13 protein-coding genes are annotated in these 15,264 nt (G+C 69.9%); 9 read left to right on the forward strand and 4 right to left on the reverse strand.

Annotated elements, in window-relative coordinates; genetic code table 11:
• Positions 1-59: 59 nt before the first annotated feature.
• From hisN to LXT21_RS13890, 3 genes are all read left to right on the forward strand, one after another.
• Positions 60-836: a histidinol-phosphatase gene (gene hisN, locus LXT21_RS13880; RefSeq protein WP_254038627.1), complete on the forward strand. Its 777-nt coding sequence runs from the start codon at positions 60-62 to the stop codon at positions 834-836.
• Positions 836-1,462: a bifunctional phosphoribosyl-AMP cyclohydrolase/phosphoribosyl-ATP diphosphatase HisIE gene (hisIE, locus tag LXT21_RS13885; protein WP_254038628.1), complete on the forward strand. Its 627-nt coding sequence runs from the start codon at positions 836-838 to the stop codon at positions 1,460-1,462. The genes hisN and hisIE overlap by 1 nt, the downstream gene beginning before the upstream one ends.
• Before the next feature lie 273 nt (positions 1,463-1,735).
• Positions 1,736-2,188, forward strand: coding sequence for a hypothetical protein (locus tag LXT21_RS13890; protein ID WP_046718130.1), 453 nt, complete (start codon positions 1,736-1,738; stop codon positions 2,186-2,188).
• A gap of 17 nt (positions 2,189-2,205) precedes the next feature.
• Here LXT21_RS13890 and LXT21_RS13895 read toward each other — a convergent pair whose 3' ends face one another.
• Complete coding sequence (locus LXT21_RS13895) at positions 2,206-3,339, reverse strand: hypothetical protein (RefSeq protein WP_254038629.1); 1,134 nt, start codon at positions 3,337-3,339, stop codon at positions 2,206-2,208.
• Between the two features lie 81 nt (positions 3,340-3,420).
• Between LXT21_RS13895 and lpdA the strand changes: the two genes are divergently transcribed.
• The 5 genes from lpdA to lipB all read left to right on the forward strand — a co-directional run bounded on the left by lpdA (position 3,421) and on the right by lipB (position 10,728).
• Positions 3,421-4,818 (forward strand): dihydrolipoyl dehydrogenase, encoded by a 1,398-nt coding sequence (gene lpdA / locus LXT21_RS13900; RefSeq protein ID WP_254038630.1) that lies wholly within the window; start codon positions 3,421-3,423, stop codon positions 4,816-4,818.
• 307 nt (positions 4,819-5,125) lie between these two features.
• Complete coding sequence (lipA, locus tag LXT21_RS13905; RefSeq protein ID WP_254038631.1) at positions 5,126-6,055, forward strand: lipoyl synthase; 930 nt, start codon at positions 5,126-5,128, stop codon at positions 6,053-6,055.
• 54 nt (positions 6,056-6,109) lie between these two features.
• Positions 6,110-7,357, forward strand: coding sequence for a dihydrolipoamide acetyltransferase family protein (locus LXT21_RS13910; protein WP_254038632.1), 1,248 nt, complete (start codon positions 6,110-6,112; stop codon positions 7,355-7,357).
• 1,290 nt (positions 7,358-8,647) lie between these two features.
• On the forward strand, positions 8,648-9,643 hold the full coding sequence (locus LXT21_RS13915) for a ClpX C4-type zinc finger protein (protein WP_254038633.1): 996 nt from the start codon (positions 8,648-8,650) through the stop codon (positions 9,641-9,643).
• Positions 9,640-10,728, forward strand: coding sequence for a lipoyl(octanoyl) transferase LipB (gene lipB / locus LXT21_RS13920; RefSeq protein ID WP_254038634.1), 1,089 nt, complete (start codon positions 9,640-9,642; stop codon positions 10,726-10,728). The genes LXT21_RS13915 and lipB overlap by 4 nt, the downstream gene beginning before the upstream one ends.
• A 1-nt stretch (position 10,729) precedes the next feature.
• Here lipB and LXT21_RS13925 read toward each other — a convergent pair whose 3' ends face one another.
• From LXT21_RS13925 to LXT21_RS13935, 3 genes are all read right to left on the reverse strand, one after another.
• Positions 10,730-11,566 (reverse strand): MBL fold metallo-hydrolase, encoded by an 837-nt coding sequence (locus tag LXT21_RS13925; protein WP_254039106.1) that lies wholly within the window; start codon positions 11,564-11,566, stop codon positions 10,730-10,732.
• Positions 11,567-11,615: 49 nt separating this feature from the next.
• Entirely contained in the window at positions 11,616-12,290 is a 675-nt protein-coding gene (ribA, locus tag LXT21_RS13930; RefSeq protein ID WP_254038635.1) for a GTP cyclohydrolase II, read from the reverse strand.
• Positions 12,291-12,415: 125 nt separating this feature from the next.
• Positions 12,416-13,648, reverse strand: coding sequence for a molybdopterin molybdotransferase MoeA (locus LXT21_RS13935; protein ID WP_254038636.1), 1,233 nt, complete (start codon positions 13,646-13,648; stop codon positions 12,416-12,418).
• Between the two features lie 175 nt (positions 13,649-13,823).
• On the opposite strand from LXT21_RS13935, the gene LXT21_RS13940 reads away from it, so the two are divergent.
• On the forward strand, positions 13,824-15,248 hold the full coding sequence (locus tag LXT21_RS13940) for a protease inhibitor I42 family protein (RefSeq protein WP_254038637.1): 1,425 nt from the start codon (positions 13,824-13,826) through the stop codon (positions 15,246-15,248).
• The last annotated feature ends 16 nt before the right edge of the window (positions 15,249-15,264 follow it).

Raw genomic sequence — 15,264 nt, forward strand, 5'->3', positions numbered from 1 at the left:
GCTCCTCACGAGGCCCTCCGGCCACGGCAGACGCGCAACGCGGAGAACAGGAGCAATCCATGAGGACGCAAGGACTGATGCACGCAGCCGAGGAGGTCGCGCGCGCCGCGGGCGACGTCGCGCTGAGGTTCTTCCGAGGTGGCATCGCGGTGGACACCAAGAGCGACGGAACCCCCGTCACCGTGGCGGACCGCACCGCGGAGCAGACCGCACGCGAGTGGCTGGAGAAGCGCTTCCCCGAGGACGGAGTCCTCGGCGAGGAGTTCGGAGAGACGCGCCCTGGCGCGAAGCGCCGCTGGATTCTGGACCCCATCGACGGCACCAAGACCTTCATCCGTGGCGTGCCGCTGTGGGGAACGCTCATCGCACTGGCCGAAGGCGAGCGCATCCTCGTCGGCGCCGCGTACTTCCCCGCGGTGAGCGAGCTGCTCGTCGCCGCCCCCGGAGAAGGCTGCTTCTGGAACGGCCAGCGCGCCCGCGTCTCCGGACAATCCGACCTCTCCCGCGCCGTGGTCCTCTCCACCGACGAGCGCTTCGCCCAGTTCCCCGAACGAGGCGAGGCCTGGCGCCGCTTCACGCGTGACACCGCCGTGTCTCGCACCTGGGGCGACTGTTACGGCTACCTGCTCGTCGCCACGGGACGCGCCGAGGTGATGGTGGACGAGCTGCTCTCCCCCTGGGACGCGGCCGCGCTCCAACCCATCATCGAGGAGTCCGGCGGCGTCTTCACCGATTGGACCGGCCAGCGAACCGCCTTCGGCGGCAACGGCATCGCCACCAACAGCGCGCTGGCCCGCCTCACCCGTGAGCGCCTCGGCGCGACGAGGACCACCTGATGCTGGACCTGGACGCACTCGACTTCACCAAGGGCAACGGGCTCGTCACGGTGGTGACCCAGGACGCGGCCACGGGCGACGTGTTGATGGTCGCGCACGCGGACCGCGAGGCCCTGGCGCTCACGCTCTCCACCGGAGAGATGCACTACCGCTCCCGCTCACGAGGCCTCTGGCACAAGGGCGCCACCAGCGGGAACACCCAACGCGTCGTCTCCCTGAGCGCGGACTGCGACAGGGACGCGGTGCTCGCCCGCGTCCACAAGGCCGGCCCCGCCTGTCACACCGGTGAAGAGACCTGCTTCGGCGCTGGCCGCTGGGATGCGCTCGCCGCGCTCGACGCCACGCTCACCGAGCGCGCCTCCCACGCGCCCGCGCACGACGAGAAGCCCGGCTACACGCGACGCCTGCTCGGTGACAGGAACCTGCGCCTGAAGAAGCTGGGCGAAGAGGCCGCGGAGCTGGTGACGGCCTGCGCGGACGCTGACTCGAGCCGCGCGGTGGAGGAGGCCGCCGACCTGCTCTACCACCTGCTCGTCGCCATCAAGCCCCTGGGCCTCTCGCTCGAGGACGTGAAGGCCGTGCTCGCGCGTCGCGCGACGCCTCCCGTTTCAAGCAACACGAGATGAAGCCATCGCACTTCACGTGAAATCCACGCGGGGCTGTCCGGACATTCCACGTATCAGTCCCCGAATTCCGGACGTGTCAGCGTCGACCCAGCGGGATTTGTCCGTCACGGCTGCATCCTCACAGCAGCACTGCGACGAGGAGGTGATCGCACTGAGCAGTGACTCTCTTCAATGAAAGGAGTGTTCCTGCTACACATCCAGACGCGCGGCGCAGTGGAGAACGCCGGCCGGGCGCTTCTTGGAATCGAAACCGTCCGCCTCACCGGAGGCATCGTGAACGGCCCCACCACGTACAAGGCAGAGCTCATCGACCGAGTCATCTTCTCCCGCTGGCAGAATCCTCCGACCAAGGAGGATGTCGCGGCGATCCTGGCTCAGATGGAAGAGGCGGCGACGAGCCTCAACACGCGCCTCATCTACATCGGCTCCGTGAGCCCGAAGTCCAAGGTGCCCGACGCGAACGAGCGCACCATCCTCAACAACTTCCTGGTGGACGCGCGCAAGAAGTGTGTCGAGCAGGCGTGGCTCATCTACGAGGGCACGGACCTGCAGCACAACCTCCAGCGCGTCATCATCTCCGGCGTGCTCATCCTCACCCGCACCTTCGACAACTTCCTGTCGGTGGCGAAGTCGGGCGAGTCCATCGTCAAGGACGTGAGCACCGTCCTGAAGAAGGACGCGGCGCCCATCTTCCAGCTGGCCAAGGAGCGCGGCCTCGTCGCCTGAGGCCGCCCCGGCGCCGCTCACCGGGCGCCGAGTATCTCCATCTCCGCGAGCTGGCCGTCCGCGCTCTCCGGGAACACGCTGACCGCGTCCACGTCCACCAGCGGCACGGTCAGCACGCAGCGCTCCCACGCGCCCGTGCCCTGGTAGCGGCACACCGTGGGATTCACGAACGAGAAGCCTCCCTCCGGGTCCGCGAGCCCCACGCCCTTCGGGGTGCGCACGATGGCGCGCAGCGAGCCTGCGCCCTTCGCCCGGACGCTCACGCCCACCAGGTGCTTGAGCGTGGGCGCGTAGCCCGCGCGCAGCGCCCCATCCGCCGTCCAGCGCGAGGTCCTGGCCGCGTTGCTCACCGCGACGCGCGTGTTCTCGTCGCCGTCGAAGGCCTGGAAGCCCGGCTGCGCTCCGGTGACCTGGTCGGGCTTCACCGGCGCGGTCTCCACGCGCGGCCCGCTGGCGAGCGTCCGCAGCGTGGGCACCTTGTCCCCCTGCTGGAGCGCCGCCGCGCGCAGCACGGACACAGGAAGGTGCCCGGCGCCCTGGCAGCGGGGCGCCAGGCCCTCCAGGAGCGGAAGCACGGTCGCGGGCAGGGCGACGTCCGCCTGGGCGGCCGGGGCCAGCCCCAACCGGACGATGGTGTCACAGGCCCCCGCCGTGCCCGGCCCGGCGTGCTCCAGGTTCCACTGGAGCTCGGGGACCTCCGGCGCGCGGCCCACCGTGGCGTCCAGCAGGGCCTGACCCACGCGCTGCGCGCAGGGATTCACCCGGCCGGGGCACTGCTCGCACAGCGTGGCCAGGAGGCCCCGCAGCGGAGTGTCCACTCCCTGGCTGAACGGGGCCCGGGCGTTGAGGGCCGGGCCCAGCTCACAGGCGCGCGCGGTGGGCTCGGCGCAGGCCTTCAGTCGCGCTCGGGCGTCGTCCAGGACGCTGGGGACCTCGGGGGCGCGCAGGGCTGCGTCCAGGGCCCGCTCCAGGGCGAGACAGTCGGGTGACGGGAGCATCACGGGGGCAGCCGGGGAGGCGGCGGCCCGGGCGGGGGGACGCTCGGGCGGGGCAGCGCTCGTCACATCCGGGTGCGTCACGCACCACAGACGGCCGAAGGCGATGAGCCCCACGAGCATCAGCAGGAGGGTCCTGAGCGGGAAACGGCGCACGAGCAATCTCCTTGATTCCAACCGGGAGCGGGGGTTATCAGCCCCACCGGGTTCCATCCGCAAATAATGACGGAGGCATGCGTGGCTGAGACGTTCGACGTGGTGATCATCGGTTCGGGCCCTGGCGGCTACGTGGGCGCCATCCGCGCGGGGCAACTCGGGCTGAAGACGGCCATCATCGAGAAGGACAAGCGTCTGGGTGGCACGTGCCTCCACCGCGGGTGCATCCCCACCAAGTCCCTGCTGTGGACGGCGGAGCTGTTCCACCACGTCAAGGAGGCCGGGGACTTCGGCATCGACCTGTCGAGCCCGACGGTCAACTGGCCGAACGCGATGAAGCACAAGGACAAGGTCGTCACCAAGGGTGCCAACGGCATCGACTTCTTGATGAAGAAGAACAAGGTGACGGTCATCAAGGGCCACGGCCGCATCGCGGGCAAGGGCAAGGTGGAGGTCACCGCCGCCGACGGCACCAAGCAGGTGCTGGACGCCAAGAACATCATCATCGCGACGGGCTCGGTCCCCAAGTCCCTGCCGAACGTGCCGGTGGACCACAAGCGCGTGCTCAACAGCGACTCCATCCTGCAGATCGAGCGCATCCCCAAGAGCATCATCGTCCTGGGCGCGGGCGCGGTCGGCTGTGAGTTCGCGTCCATCTTCAACCACGTGGGCAGCAAGACGGCCATCGTGGAGTACCTGCCGGCGCTCCTGCCCATCGAGGACGCGGACATCTCCAAGGAGCTGGAGAAGATCTTCCGTCGCCGCGGCATCGACGTGCACACGGGCTCCGCGGTGGAGAAGGTGGAGCACACGGCGGACGGCGTGCGCGTCACGATGAAGGTCGGCAACGAGACCAAGACGCTGGAGGCGGAGATCCTCCTGTCGGCCGTGGGCCGCTCGCCGGTGACGGACGACGTGGGCCTGGACAAGACGTCCATCAAGACCGACCGCGGCTACATCAAGGTCGACTCGATGCTGCGCACCAGCGAGCCCAACGTCTACGCGGTGGGCGACGTCATCCCCACCCCGATGCTGGCCCACATGGCCAGCTCCGAGTGCGTGCTCGCCGTGGAGCACATCGCGGGGAAGAACCCGCAGCCTATCAACTACGACCTCACCCCGTCCGCCACGTACTGCTACCCCGAGGTCGCCTCGGTGGGCCTGACGGAGAAGAAGGCCAAGGAGCGCGGCTACGACGTCAAGATCGGCAACGCCCCGTTCGGCGCGGTGACGAAGTCCGCCATCACCAACGAGTCCACGGGCCTCATCAAGATCGTCTCCGACAAGAAGTACGACGAGGTGCTGGGCATCCACATCATCGGCCCGCACGCCACGGAGCTGCTCGCCGAGGCCTGCGTCGCGCTGAAGCTGGAGATCACCACCGAGGAGCTGGCGGGCACCATCCACGCCCACCCGACGCTCTCGGAGATCGTCCACGAGGGCGCCGAGGCCACGCTGGGTCACCCGCGCCACTTCTAGTCGGCGAGGGTAGAGGACGGGCGCCCCCATGGGTGCTCGCCAGGGCCGTCCCCGGAGCGAGCGCTTCGAGGGCGGCCTCGTGCTTTCCGGGGGCCAGGCACGACTCGCCAGGAGGGCCGGCAACAGGGCTGTCGGGCCGCTGGAGGGTTGGCGCGGGGGCCAGGGCGCTCTCACGGGGGCTGCCCGGCCGGGACGCGGGCATTAGTAGGGAGACGACGTGCGCGAAGGCCCTGCGGGTGCTAACGCCTCGCGTTAGAGGCTTCCCGCTTGAACGTCTTCCGCCCAAACCATAGAAGGCCCGCGACCCATGGCGACTCCTGACCGGTTCCCTCTCCCCCAGGTGACAGAGACGACCCGCAAGCCGGACTGGCTGAAGGTGCGCCTGCCTCACGGCGAAGGGTACGAGCGGGTGAAGGCCATCGTGAAGCGCACGAAGCTGGCCACCGTGTGCGAAGAGGCCCGCTGCCCGAACATCGCCGAGTGCTGGGGTGGCGGCACGGCCACGGTGATGTTGATGGGCGAGGTCTGCACGCGCGCGTGCCGCTTCTGCCACGTGAAGGTGGGCGCTCCGCCGCCGTTGGATCCGATGGAGCCCATCCACCTGGCCCAGGCCGTCAAGGAGATGGACCTGGAGTACATCGTCGTCACGTCGGTGAACCGGGATGACCGGCCCGACGGTGGCGCCAGCCACTTCGCCTCCGCGATTCGCGAGCTGCGCCGCGAGAGCCCGCGCACCATCGTCGAGGTGCTCATCCCCGACTTCAAGGGCGTGGAGAAGGACCTGGCCACGGTGGCCGAGGCCCGGCCGCACGTCGTCGCGCACAACGTGGAGACGGTGGAGCGCCTGACGCCGACGGTGAGAGACCGCCGCGCGAAGTACGCCCAGTCGCTGCGCGTGCTCGAGTACCTGAAGCACCGCCCCGAGGGCATCTACACCAAGACGTCCGTCATGGTGGGCCTGGGCGAGACGGACGCCGAGCTGGAGCAGACCTTCAAGGATTTGCGCGGCGTGGGCGTGGACGTGCTCACGCTGGGACAGTACCTGCAGCCCTCGCAGTACCACCTGCGCGTGGAGCGCTTCGTCACTCCGGCGCAGTTCGAGTCGTACAAGAAGCTGGCCGAGTCCTACGGTTTCCTCTACGTGGCCTCGGGTCCGCTGGTTCGTTCCAGCTATCGCGCCGCCGAGTTCTTCATGAAGGGCCTGATGGAGCGCGAGCGCCTGGAGCGGCTCGGCTGAGCGGGCCCGAATCGAGCCTTGACGCAACCCCCGTTCCTCTCGGAAAGACACCCCATGGCAACCTTCGAATTCAAGCTCCCCGACCTCGGTGAAGGCGTGATGGAGGGCGAGCTGGTCAAGTGGCACGTCAAGGCCGGCGACGTCGTCAAGGAAGACCAGGTGCTCGCCGAGGTGATGACGGACAAGGCCACCGTCACCGTCCCCAGCCCGAAGGCCGGTCGCGTCATCCAGACGCACGGCAAGGAAGGCGACATCGCGAAGGTGCACCACCCGCTGGTGACGATGGAGATCGAAGGCGCCGCGCCGGCCCAGGCCGCGGGCCACGGGGCTCCCGCTCCGGCCGCGCAGACGGCGGCTCCCGCGCAGGCGGCGGCGGCTGCGCCCGCGCAGGCGACGAAGGTGCTGGCGACGCCGGTGACGCGTCGGATGGCGCGTGAGCACGGGCTGGATTTGACGACCATCTCCGGCAGCGGTCCGCAGGGGCGGGTGACGAAGGCGGACGTGGTGGCGGCGCTGGAGGGCGGCGGCGAGCAGAAGAACGTGGTGGCGCCGGCCCAGGCGCGTCCCGCGGCGCCCTCCGTGTCGACGGGACGGTCGGACGAGCGCGTGCCGCTGCGGGGCCTGCGCAAGAAGATCGCCGAGAAGATGGTGCGCTCGAAGTTCACGATGCCGCACTTCGCCTTCGTGGAGGAAGTGGACGCGACGGAGCTGGTGGCGCTGCGTGCCCGGCTCAACGCGCAGCTGGCGGCGGTGGGCGACAACACGAAGATCAACTACCTGCCCTTCATCATCAAGGCGACCATCGCCGCGCTGAAGCGCTTCCCGCACCTGAACGCCAACTTCGACGAGGCGGCGCAGGAGCTGGTGGTGCGCGGCGAATACAACATCGGCATGGCGGTGGCGACGCCGGACGGCCTGACGGTGGCGGTGGTGAAGGACGCGGACCGGCTGACGCTGGCCGAGCTGGCGCGTGAGACGTCGCGCCTGGGTGTGGCGGCGCGCGAGCGCAAGCTGAAGATGGAGGAGCTGACGGGCGGCACCTTCACCATCACCTCGCTGGGGCAGACGGGCGGCCTGTTCGCCACGCCCATCATCAACCACCCCGAGGTGGGCATCATGGGCGTGCACAAGCTCAAGAAGCGCCCGGCGGTGGTGAAGGACCAGGTCGTCGTGCGCGACATGATGAACCTGTCGCTGTCGTGCGACCACCGCGTCATCGACGGCTCGGTGGCCGCGGAGTTCGTGTACGAAGTCATCAAGTACCTCGAGAAGCCGGACATGCTGTTCCTGGCGATGTCCTGAGGTTCCTGGAGGCGGGCCCGGTGAGCGGAGGCTCCCGGGCGCCTTGTCCACGGTAGGGCGTCCCGTGGGGTTGCCAGGGGACGGACCGCCCGCTCGACGGTGGTGTCCGTCGAGCGTTCGAGGTCGGGCGGTGGTCCTCCAAGCCGGTTAGGCTCTGTCGGTATGGCCGAGAACCCTCGCGAGCTGATCCGCGCCGCACAGTCCGCCGAGCTGAGCGGTGACGCGCCTCGTGCGGTGGAGCTGTTGTTCCAGGCCGCGACGCTCCTCCAGCGCGCGGGGAACGCACCTCGGGCGCTCCAGTTGCTGCGCCATGCGCGCCGACTGGATGAGTCCCGCACGGATGTCGCCGACGCGATGGCGCGGATCGAGCAGATGTCGGCGCAGGAGTCGTCGGCCTCTGCCATGGATGTTCAGTCATCGACCTCGTCGATGGGGCGCGATGAGGGAGTCTCGTCGTCGGAGCTGGCGCTGAGGCAGCGCCTCATCGAGGCCGCGCTGCGTGAGCAGGAGGAGCCTCGGCTCGCGGAAGCACAGGTCGAAGCCCCCGCGTGGGTGTTGGACACGGAGGTGAGCGAAGACCTTCAGCGCCTGGAGGCCCAGCTCTCTCGCGGGAGTGACTCGTCCGGGGCCGTGTGGCCTCGAGCGGATGACGACGACAGCGGAGGGGCCGCTCCTGAGCGGGCCGGACCGTCGTCGCGGGCGCGGAGCAAGGGCGCGGACGGCAGCGCGAGCGCTGCTGGGCCCTCGCGCGCGAGCGTCGGAGCGTGGCCTGACACCCGACCCGATGATGAGGGGCGCGGAGCTTCTCCAGGGCGGAGTGGAGCGTCGTCGCGGGACGGGAGCATGGACGACGACAGCGTGCGTCCTGGCGCGACGCGTGCCCAGGCCTCGAGTGTGTCGCCAGGGGACGAAGGGGGCGGGGCCCGAGCGTCGTCGCGGGACTGGATCATTGACGTGGACGACCTCGTGAGCGCCGATTCGACGTCTGGCGAGGGTTGGAGCGTGACGGCTGGCGTCTCGCCAGACTCCCGATTCATGGCGCGGAGCGCAGGTTCGCGAAGCCGTGCTCGGAGCGCTGGTGAGCGATTCATGGGTCGCCCTGGCGCTGACGATGCGTCCTGGAGTCCAGGGCTGCTCGATGAGTGGGAGGATCCGGTGACAGGCGAGTCCGGATCCATGGGCGCGTCGGGGGCGGCGGAGCCTGGACGCGCATCCGGGGAAGAGGATGAGACCTGGCTCCTCGGGGACGTGGGCGAGTCCGTGACCGCCGAGGCGAGCCAGCTTCGCCCCATGGGTGCAACGGACTCGGGTTTGTTCGGAGCGCCGCAGCGAGCGTTGTCAGACGAAATCGAGGGAGGCGACGACACGCAGCCCGAGCGTCGACGCAAGCCGCGCATCATCGAGCGTGGGCCCACTCGCGCGGACGTGACGCTGGATGCGTGGTGCTCGTTCTGCTGCCGACCCCGCGCGGAGATTGGCGAACTCGTCGCGGGACCGGCGGGCGCGTTCATCTGCAAGTCGTGCCTCACGGCCTCCGCATCCCTGCTGGGTGACTCCGTGCGCCCGATGCGTCCTCGGGTCGAGACATCGACTCCGACTCCGAATGCGCCGGACTTCATCGGCCAACCGGAGTCGCGAAGCGCGCTCGTCGATGCACTCCGCACGGGCGTCCGCTGCGTGCTGCTCATCGGCGCGGAGGGCTGTGGGAAGAGCACCTTGCTCCGGATGCTCCAGCGAGAAGGGCAGGGCGTGCTCACCACCGTCGACGCGCTCGCGGAGGCTCCGTCTTCCACGCCACTGTTCATCGAGGATGTGGCCTCACTGAGCCCCGAACATGAGCGCACCCTCGGCGTCTTCCTGGCCCGCGCCGCGAGGCCCACGGTGGTGCTCTGCGCGCGGGGCAAGGCACCGACGTCGAGCAAGCTCACCCTTCGTGCAGAGGGCGTCCGCCTCGACATCCCCACCACGGACTCACTGTCTCGCGCCGTGGGGGGCGCCCTCCCGATGAACATCCTGGAGCACGTCCAGCGCCTCGTGGGCCTGCGTCAGCCCACGCTCGCGGAATACAGGGACATGGCGCGGGCCCACCTCGCCTCGCGCGAGCACGGGACGACGTTGTCCGAGAAGGCCCTCTTGGTGCTCGTGGCGGAAGCCGCGCGCTCCCCTCGCGCGGGCCATGAGCTCCAGGCGCTCCTCCAGCGCATCCCCCCAGGCACCTGGGACCTCGACAAAGTCACGAAGCCGGCGCCTGCTCGCAAGGGGCGGCGCAAGAAGGGAACGTCGTGAACACCATCACCGTCTACCGGCTCGGCCGGGTGGAGTACGAGGACGGCCTCGAGCTCATGCGCCTCTTCGGCGACGCGCGTCGCGAGGGGCTCTGCTCCGATGCCCTGCTCCTCCTGGAGCACCCGCCCGTGCTGACCCTCGGCCGAGGCGCGAAGCGCGAGAACATCACCGCCTCCGACGCGAGCCTCTCCGCCGAGGGCGTGCAGGTCTTCGAGACCAACCGCGGCGGCGACGTCACCTACCACGGCCCGGGACAAATCGTCGGCTACCCCATCTTCCTGCTCCCCGAGTCGCGCCATGACGTGCGTCGCTACGTGCGCGACGTGGAGCGCTCCATCATGCAGGTGCTGTCCGAGTGGGGCATCACCGCCGGCCCCATCCCCAAGTGGCCGGGCGTGTGGATTGGCGAAGAAGGCGCTCCGGACGCGCGGAAGATCGCCGCCATCGGCGTCCACATCTCCCGCTGGCTCACCACGCACGGGTTCGCGCTCAACGTGAACACCAAGATGGAGCACTTCCGCTTCATCGTCCCGTGCGGCATCCGCGAGGCCGGCGTCACGTCCATGCAGCGCGAGCGCGGCAACGCCATCCCCGTGCCCGACGTGGAGGAGGCCCTCGCTCGCAGCTTCTGCGCCGTGTTCGACAGCGAGCGCGTGGATGCGCCGCCGCCCATGTCCACCGTCAGCGTCGCCGTGGTTCGCGGCCACGGCCCGGAGGCCCGCGTCCTGCTCGTGCGCCGTCGCCCCGAGCGCGGAGGCTTCTGGCAGGTCCTCACGGGTCGGGTGGAGTCCGGCGAGTCTCCCGCCCAGGCCGCCGCTCGCGAACTGGAGGAGGAGACCGGACTGCGCCTCACGCCCGAGGACCTCGGCTACCAGCACGCCTTCGCCATCGGCGAGACGCTGCCCCCCGTGCTCGCGCGTGAGAACGGCTTCGCCGTCCAGGCCCCTCCGGACGCGGAGGTCCGCCTGGGCCCGGAGCACGACACCTTCGAGTGGGTGGATGTCCCCACCGCCCTGGAGCGCCTGCCCTTCGTGGGGCTGCGCGAGACGGTGAAGCGCGCGGTGGCACGCCAGCGCGGCGCCTGAGCTACAGCGTGAGGACCATCGCCTCCTTGGCGGCGATGGCCTCCGGGCGGTGCTTGCGCACCTGCCGCAGCAGCTTGTCCATGGCCACGTCGTCGCGGGACGGGTCGTGGTGGAAGAGCACCAGCGTCTTGACCTCGGCCGCGTCCGCGGCGGCCACGGCGGCCTGCCACGTCGAGTGCCCCCAGCCCGTGCGCGCCGGCCCACAGCGGCCGTGGTACTCATCCTCCGTGTACATGGAGTCGTAGATGAACAGGTCCGCGCCGCGCGCGAACTCGAACATCGCCGCATCCATCTCGCTGCCGTGCTCCACGTCCGTCGCGTACACCACGGACCGGTCGCCACACTGCACGCGATAGCCCAGGGTGCCACCCGGGTGGTTCAGCTCCAGCCACCGCACCTTCGCGGGGCCCACCTGCAGCGTGTCCCCAGGCGCCAGGTCCCGGTACGTCAGCTTCGCGCGGAACGCGCCCTCGGCCGTCACCGGGAAGTAGGGCTGCACCATCTGCCCGCTGAGCAGCTCGCGCGTGCTGCGCCCGTTGCGCGCGGGCCCGTTCACCGTCAGCTCGCTCGTCGGCACGAAGATGGGCGCGAAGAAGGGCAGCCCCTGCAGATGGTCGTAGTGGTAGTGCGAGATGAAGATGTTGCCGCGCACCGGCGACGTGCCCGACGCCAGCAGCGCGTCACCCAGCGCGCGCGCGCCGGAGCCCAGGTCGAAGATGAGCAGCTCGTCCCCACACCGCACCTCCACGCACGGCGTGTTGCCACCGTAGCGCTTCGTCTGCGGACCCGGGGCGGGGATGGAACCGCGCACACCCCAGAAGCGCACCTCGAACGGCACGCGCGCCTGATTGCGCACGGCGGTGTTGCGCCGCCGCGCGGGCGTCTTCTCAGCCGGCCTTGGCTTCCGTGTCGTCGTCCTCGGCGAAGAGCTCAATCAGGTGCCCCGTACGCTCGCGCTTCGTCCTCAGGTAGTCGACGTTATGCGGATTGTGCTCGGTCCGGGAAGGGATTCGACGCAGGACCGGAATCCCTTCCTCCACCATCCCGGCGATCTTCAGCGGGTTGTTGGTGATGAGGTCCACCGAGCGTACGTCCAGCGAGCGCAGCATCTCCGCGGCGATGTCGTAGCTGCGCAGGTCATCCGCGAAGCCCAGCTGCCGGTTCGCCTCGTACGTGTCCAGCCCCTTGGCCTGCAGCGCGTACGCCTTGATCTTGTTCCCCAGGCCGATGCCCCGGCCCTCCTGACGCAGGTAGAGCACCACGCCCACGCCCCGCTGGGTGATGAAATCCAGCGCCCGGTCCAGCTGCTCGCGGCAGTCGCACTTGAGGCTGCCGAAGACCTCGCTCGTCAGGCACTCGGAGTGGATGCGCACCGGCACCCCCTCCACCCCCGACACACTCCCCGCGACGAGCGCCACGTGCTCCCGGCCATTGCGCTTGTCCCGGAAGACGATGGTCCTCAACGGTCCACGCCCCGTGGGGACGTCCGCCTCCGAGAACCGCTCCAGGTGCTGGGTGGGCTTTCGGGTCGGAAGGACCTGGGGTGAGCGAGTGTCCGACATGGTGTTCTGGTCTCCGGCTGCGAGGCCCCCTGTTTGGTGCCCCACGGAACGCAAGTCAAGGCGGACTCACCAACGGAGCCCACCCGGAATCGTGGAAAGGATGCGTGACGGACGCCTTCGGTTTCTCAAGCCCCCCAGGAGACGGGTAGCAACTCGACGCCGTCCCCATGAGACAAGCTGCTGGCTTCCCTCGGGAAGTGAAGCAGGTGTGTGGCGGAGGCCGCGGAGCGCAGCGCCCCGGACGTCTGGGTGGACAACGGCCGGGCCCACAGGCTTCCTTCCCGCCAGGTGGCCGTCACCCGCACGAAATGCGCCAGCCCCGGCGTCTTGGACAGCCGGCCGTCCAACCGCCCGGGCACCCGGGTGGGGGCCACGTCCGCGTGCCCCAGCAGGCGGCGCAGCGCGGGCCGGACGAACAGCTCGAACGTCACCAGCGACGACGTGGGGTTGCCGGGCAGGCCGAAGAACAGCGTGCTGCCGCGCTTGCCCACCACCAGCGGCTTGCCGGGCTTGATGGCCACGCGCCACAGGTGCTGCTCCACGCCCAGGGCCGCGAGGACCTCCTTCACGTAGTCCCGCTCGCCCACGGACACGCCCGCGCTGGTGAGCACCACGTCGAAGCCGTGGGCGCGAGACAAGGCCTCGCTCACCGAGTCCCGCGTGTCCTGCGCGATGCCCAGCAGGGACGGCAGCCCGCCCGCGCGGCGCACCGCCAGCGCCAGGGACGGGGCGTTGGTGTCGACGATGCGGCCCTTGGGCGGCTCATCGGCCCGGCACAACTCGTCCCCGGTGGAGAGGATGGCCACCCGGGGCGCGCGGGGAACGGGGATGGAGAGCTGGCCCTGGCCCCACAACAGCCCCAGCTCGGGGATGCCCAGGGGCGTGCCCCGGGCCAGCAGCAGGGCCCCCTCGTGGGCGTCCTCGCCCCGGGGCCGCACGAACTGGCCGGACTCCACGGCCTCCAGGATGTCCACCTGATCCGCGCCGCCGTTGGGGACGGGGCGGGCGCGCTCGCGCATCACCACCGCGTCGGCGCCGTCGGGCAGGGGGGCGCCGGTCATGATCCGCACGCAGGTGCCCGGGCGGACCTCGTGCCGGGGCGTGGCGCCCGCGTAGACCGTCTCCAACACGGGCAGTCTCACCGGCAGGGGACCCGCGAGGTCCGAGGCGCGCACCGCGTAGCCGTCCATGGCCGAGTTGTCCCAGGGGGGCAGGGTGCGCTGAGCCATCACGTCCTCCGCCAGCGTCCGGCCCAGGCCCTCGTCCAGGGACACCCACTCGGTGGCCAGGGAGGGAACCAGGGCCAGCACCCGGGCCCGGGCCTCGTCCTCCGGCAGCAGTGTCGCGGCGTCGTTCATGCGTGTGTTCTCCAGGGCTGTTCGCACCCAAAGTCCGAAGGAAAATCAAGTGTTAGTTTGACAGCCCTGCTGATCATCGTTACAAGCTCCAATCATCGCGAAGCCTGCCAGTCCTCCTGGGGGTGGCTTGGCAACCCGTTGAAAGTACACGGGAACTCTCAAGGAGACAGCGTCGATGGCCAAGCCCAAGTCCGGGGCCAAGAAGGCGACTCCCGCTGGAAAGACTGGCGCGAAGCCCGCCGCGAAGAAGGATAAATCCGCCCGGCTGGATCTGATCAAGAACGCGTCCAAGCGCGTCGCCACCTCGACGACGAAGGTGGTCAAGGCCGTCGCGGAGACGGTGACCAAGGGCGCGAAGTCCGCGGCGAAGAAGGCGGCCGCGGAGGTCGCCCCCGAGAAGGGCAAGGCCACCGAGAAGGTCGACAAGGCGGAGAAGACCGAGAAGGTCGCGGCGACGAAGAAGTCCGCCGCCAAGCCCGCTCCCGCCGCCAAGTCCGCCACGGCCAAGGCTCCGGCCGCCCCCGCGGCGAAGGCGCCCGCTGGGAAGGCCGCCGCTGGCAAGGCGGGCGCCAAGGCGTCCGCGCCCGCCGTCCCCGCCGTGGAGAAGCCCCGTCCCCGCGCCACCAAGCTGCCGCCCCCGGGCGAGCCGCTCACCAAGCGCGAGATGGAGCAGCTGCTCACCGCCGGCGAGGGCCGAGGCGTGACGGGTGAGGGCAGCCTCAAGGGCCGCCTGGTCGTCCTCAACGAGATGCCCAACCTGGTGGTGGTGGGGCGCGACAAGCGAGAGCTCACCTTCCTGCTCCAGGGGCCGGACCAGGAGGTCCTGCCGGCCTACGTGAACCACAAGGTCTCCGTCAGCGGGTTGATCCGCAAGACGACCAACCACGGCGGCGTGGTGGACGTGCGCAAGTACTCCGCCAAGAAGCCGGAGGCCGAGGTGGTGGAGGCGCCCCCCGCGGACACCGAGCCGCGGCTGCGCTACCTGTCGCCCGGCGAGGTCTCCATGGTGACGGCGGCCGGCATGGGCGCGGGCATCAAGGGCTTCGCGGCGGTGCGCGGCAACCTCGAGATGACGGGCGAGGAGTTCGTGCTCGTCGTGTCCAACGGCGGCACCCGTCAGCAGGTCTCGTTCCTCATCGAGGGCAAGGCCGCGGTGAAGGGGCTGCGCAAGTTCGTGGGCCACACGCTGCAGGTCATGGGCGTGGTGGACAAGACGTCGGGTTGGGGTGGCCGCATCGGCGCGGAGAACGTGGAGCCCCGTCCGTCCGAGGCGCGCGCGGTCTCTCGCGACGAGATGGAGCTGGTCCACATCGAGGGCGAGGTGCCCACGAGCGTGGACGTGAAGCTCAACCACGGCCTCACCGTGCGCCTGCCCGAGCAGCCGGGCTTCACCTGGGCCATCGAGCCGACCGCCGCCAAGCGCGTGGGTCTGCGCGAGGCCAACTTCGAGCCGGGTCCCAATGGGGGACCGGCCACCCGCGAGTTCTTCTTCACCCCCCGCAACCCGGGGACATCCGAGGTGGAGTTCTTCCTGGCCAAGGCGCTCGCGCCGGGCCTGGTGGATCGCTCCTTCAAGATCAACGTCACGGTCAAGCCCTGAAAGTCGCTTCCCGGAG

The organism is Myxococcus guangdongensis, assembly GCF_024198255.1.
Taxonomy (GTDB): domain Bacteria; phylum Myxococcota; class Myxococcia; order Myxococcales; family Myxococcaceae; genus Myxococcus; species Myxococcus guangdongensis.

What these genes read in the sequence shown, in the direction of transcription:
- hisN (WP_254038627.1), top strand. Translation starts at nt 60, where the DNA reads ATGAGGACGCAAGGACTGATGCACGCAGCCGAGGAGGTCGCGCGCGCC.
- hisIE (WP_254038628.1), top strand. Translation starts at nt 836, where the DNA reads ATGCTGGACCTGGACGCACTCGACTTCACCAAGGGCAACGGGCTCGTC.
- lipA (WP_254038631.1), top strand. Translation starts at nt 5,126, where the DNA reads ATGGCGACTCCTGACCGGTTCCCTCTCCCCCAGGTGACAGAGACGACC.
- LXT21_RS13910 (WP_254038632.1), top strand. Translation starts at nt 6,110, where the DNA reads ATGGCAACCTTCGAATTCAAGCTCCCCGACCTCGGTGAAGGCGTGATG.
- LXT21_RS13915 (WP_254038633.1), top strand. Translation starts at nt 8,648, where the DNA reads ATGGGTGCAACGGACTCGGGTTTGTTCGGAGCGCCGCAGCGAGCGTTG.
- ribA (WP_254038635.1), bottom strand. Translation starts at nt 12,290, where the DNA reads ATGTCGGACACTCGCTCACCCCAGGTCCTTCCGACCCGAAAGCCCACC.
- LXT21_RS13935 (WP_254038636.1), bottom strand. Translation starts at nt 13,648, where the DNA reads ATGAACGACGCCGCGACACTGCTGCCGGAGGACGAGGCCCGGGCCCGG.
- LXT21_RS13940 (WP_254038637.1), top strand. Translation starts at nt 13,824, where the DNA reads ATGGCCAAGCCCAAGTCCGGGGCCAAGAAGGCGACTCCCGCTGGAAAG.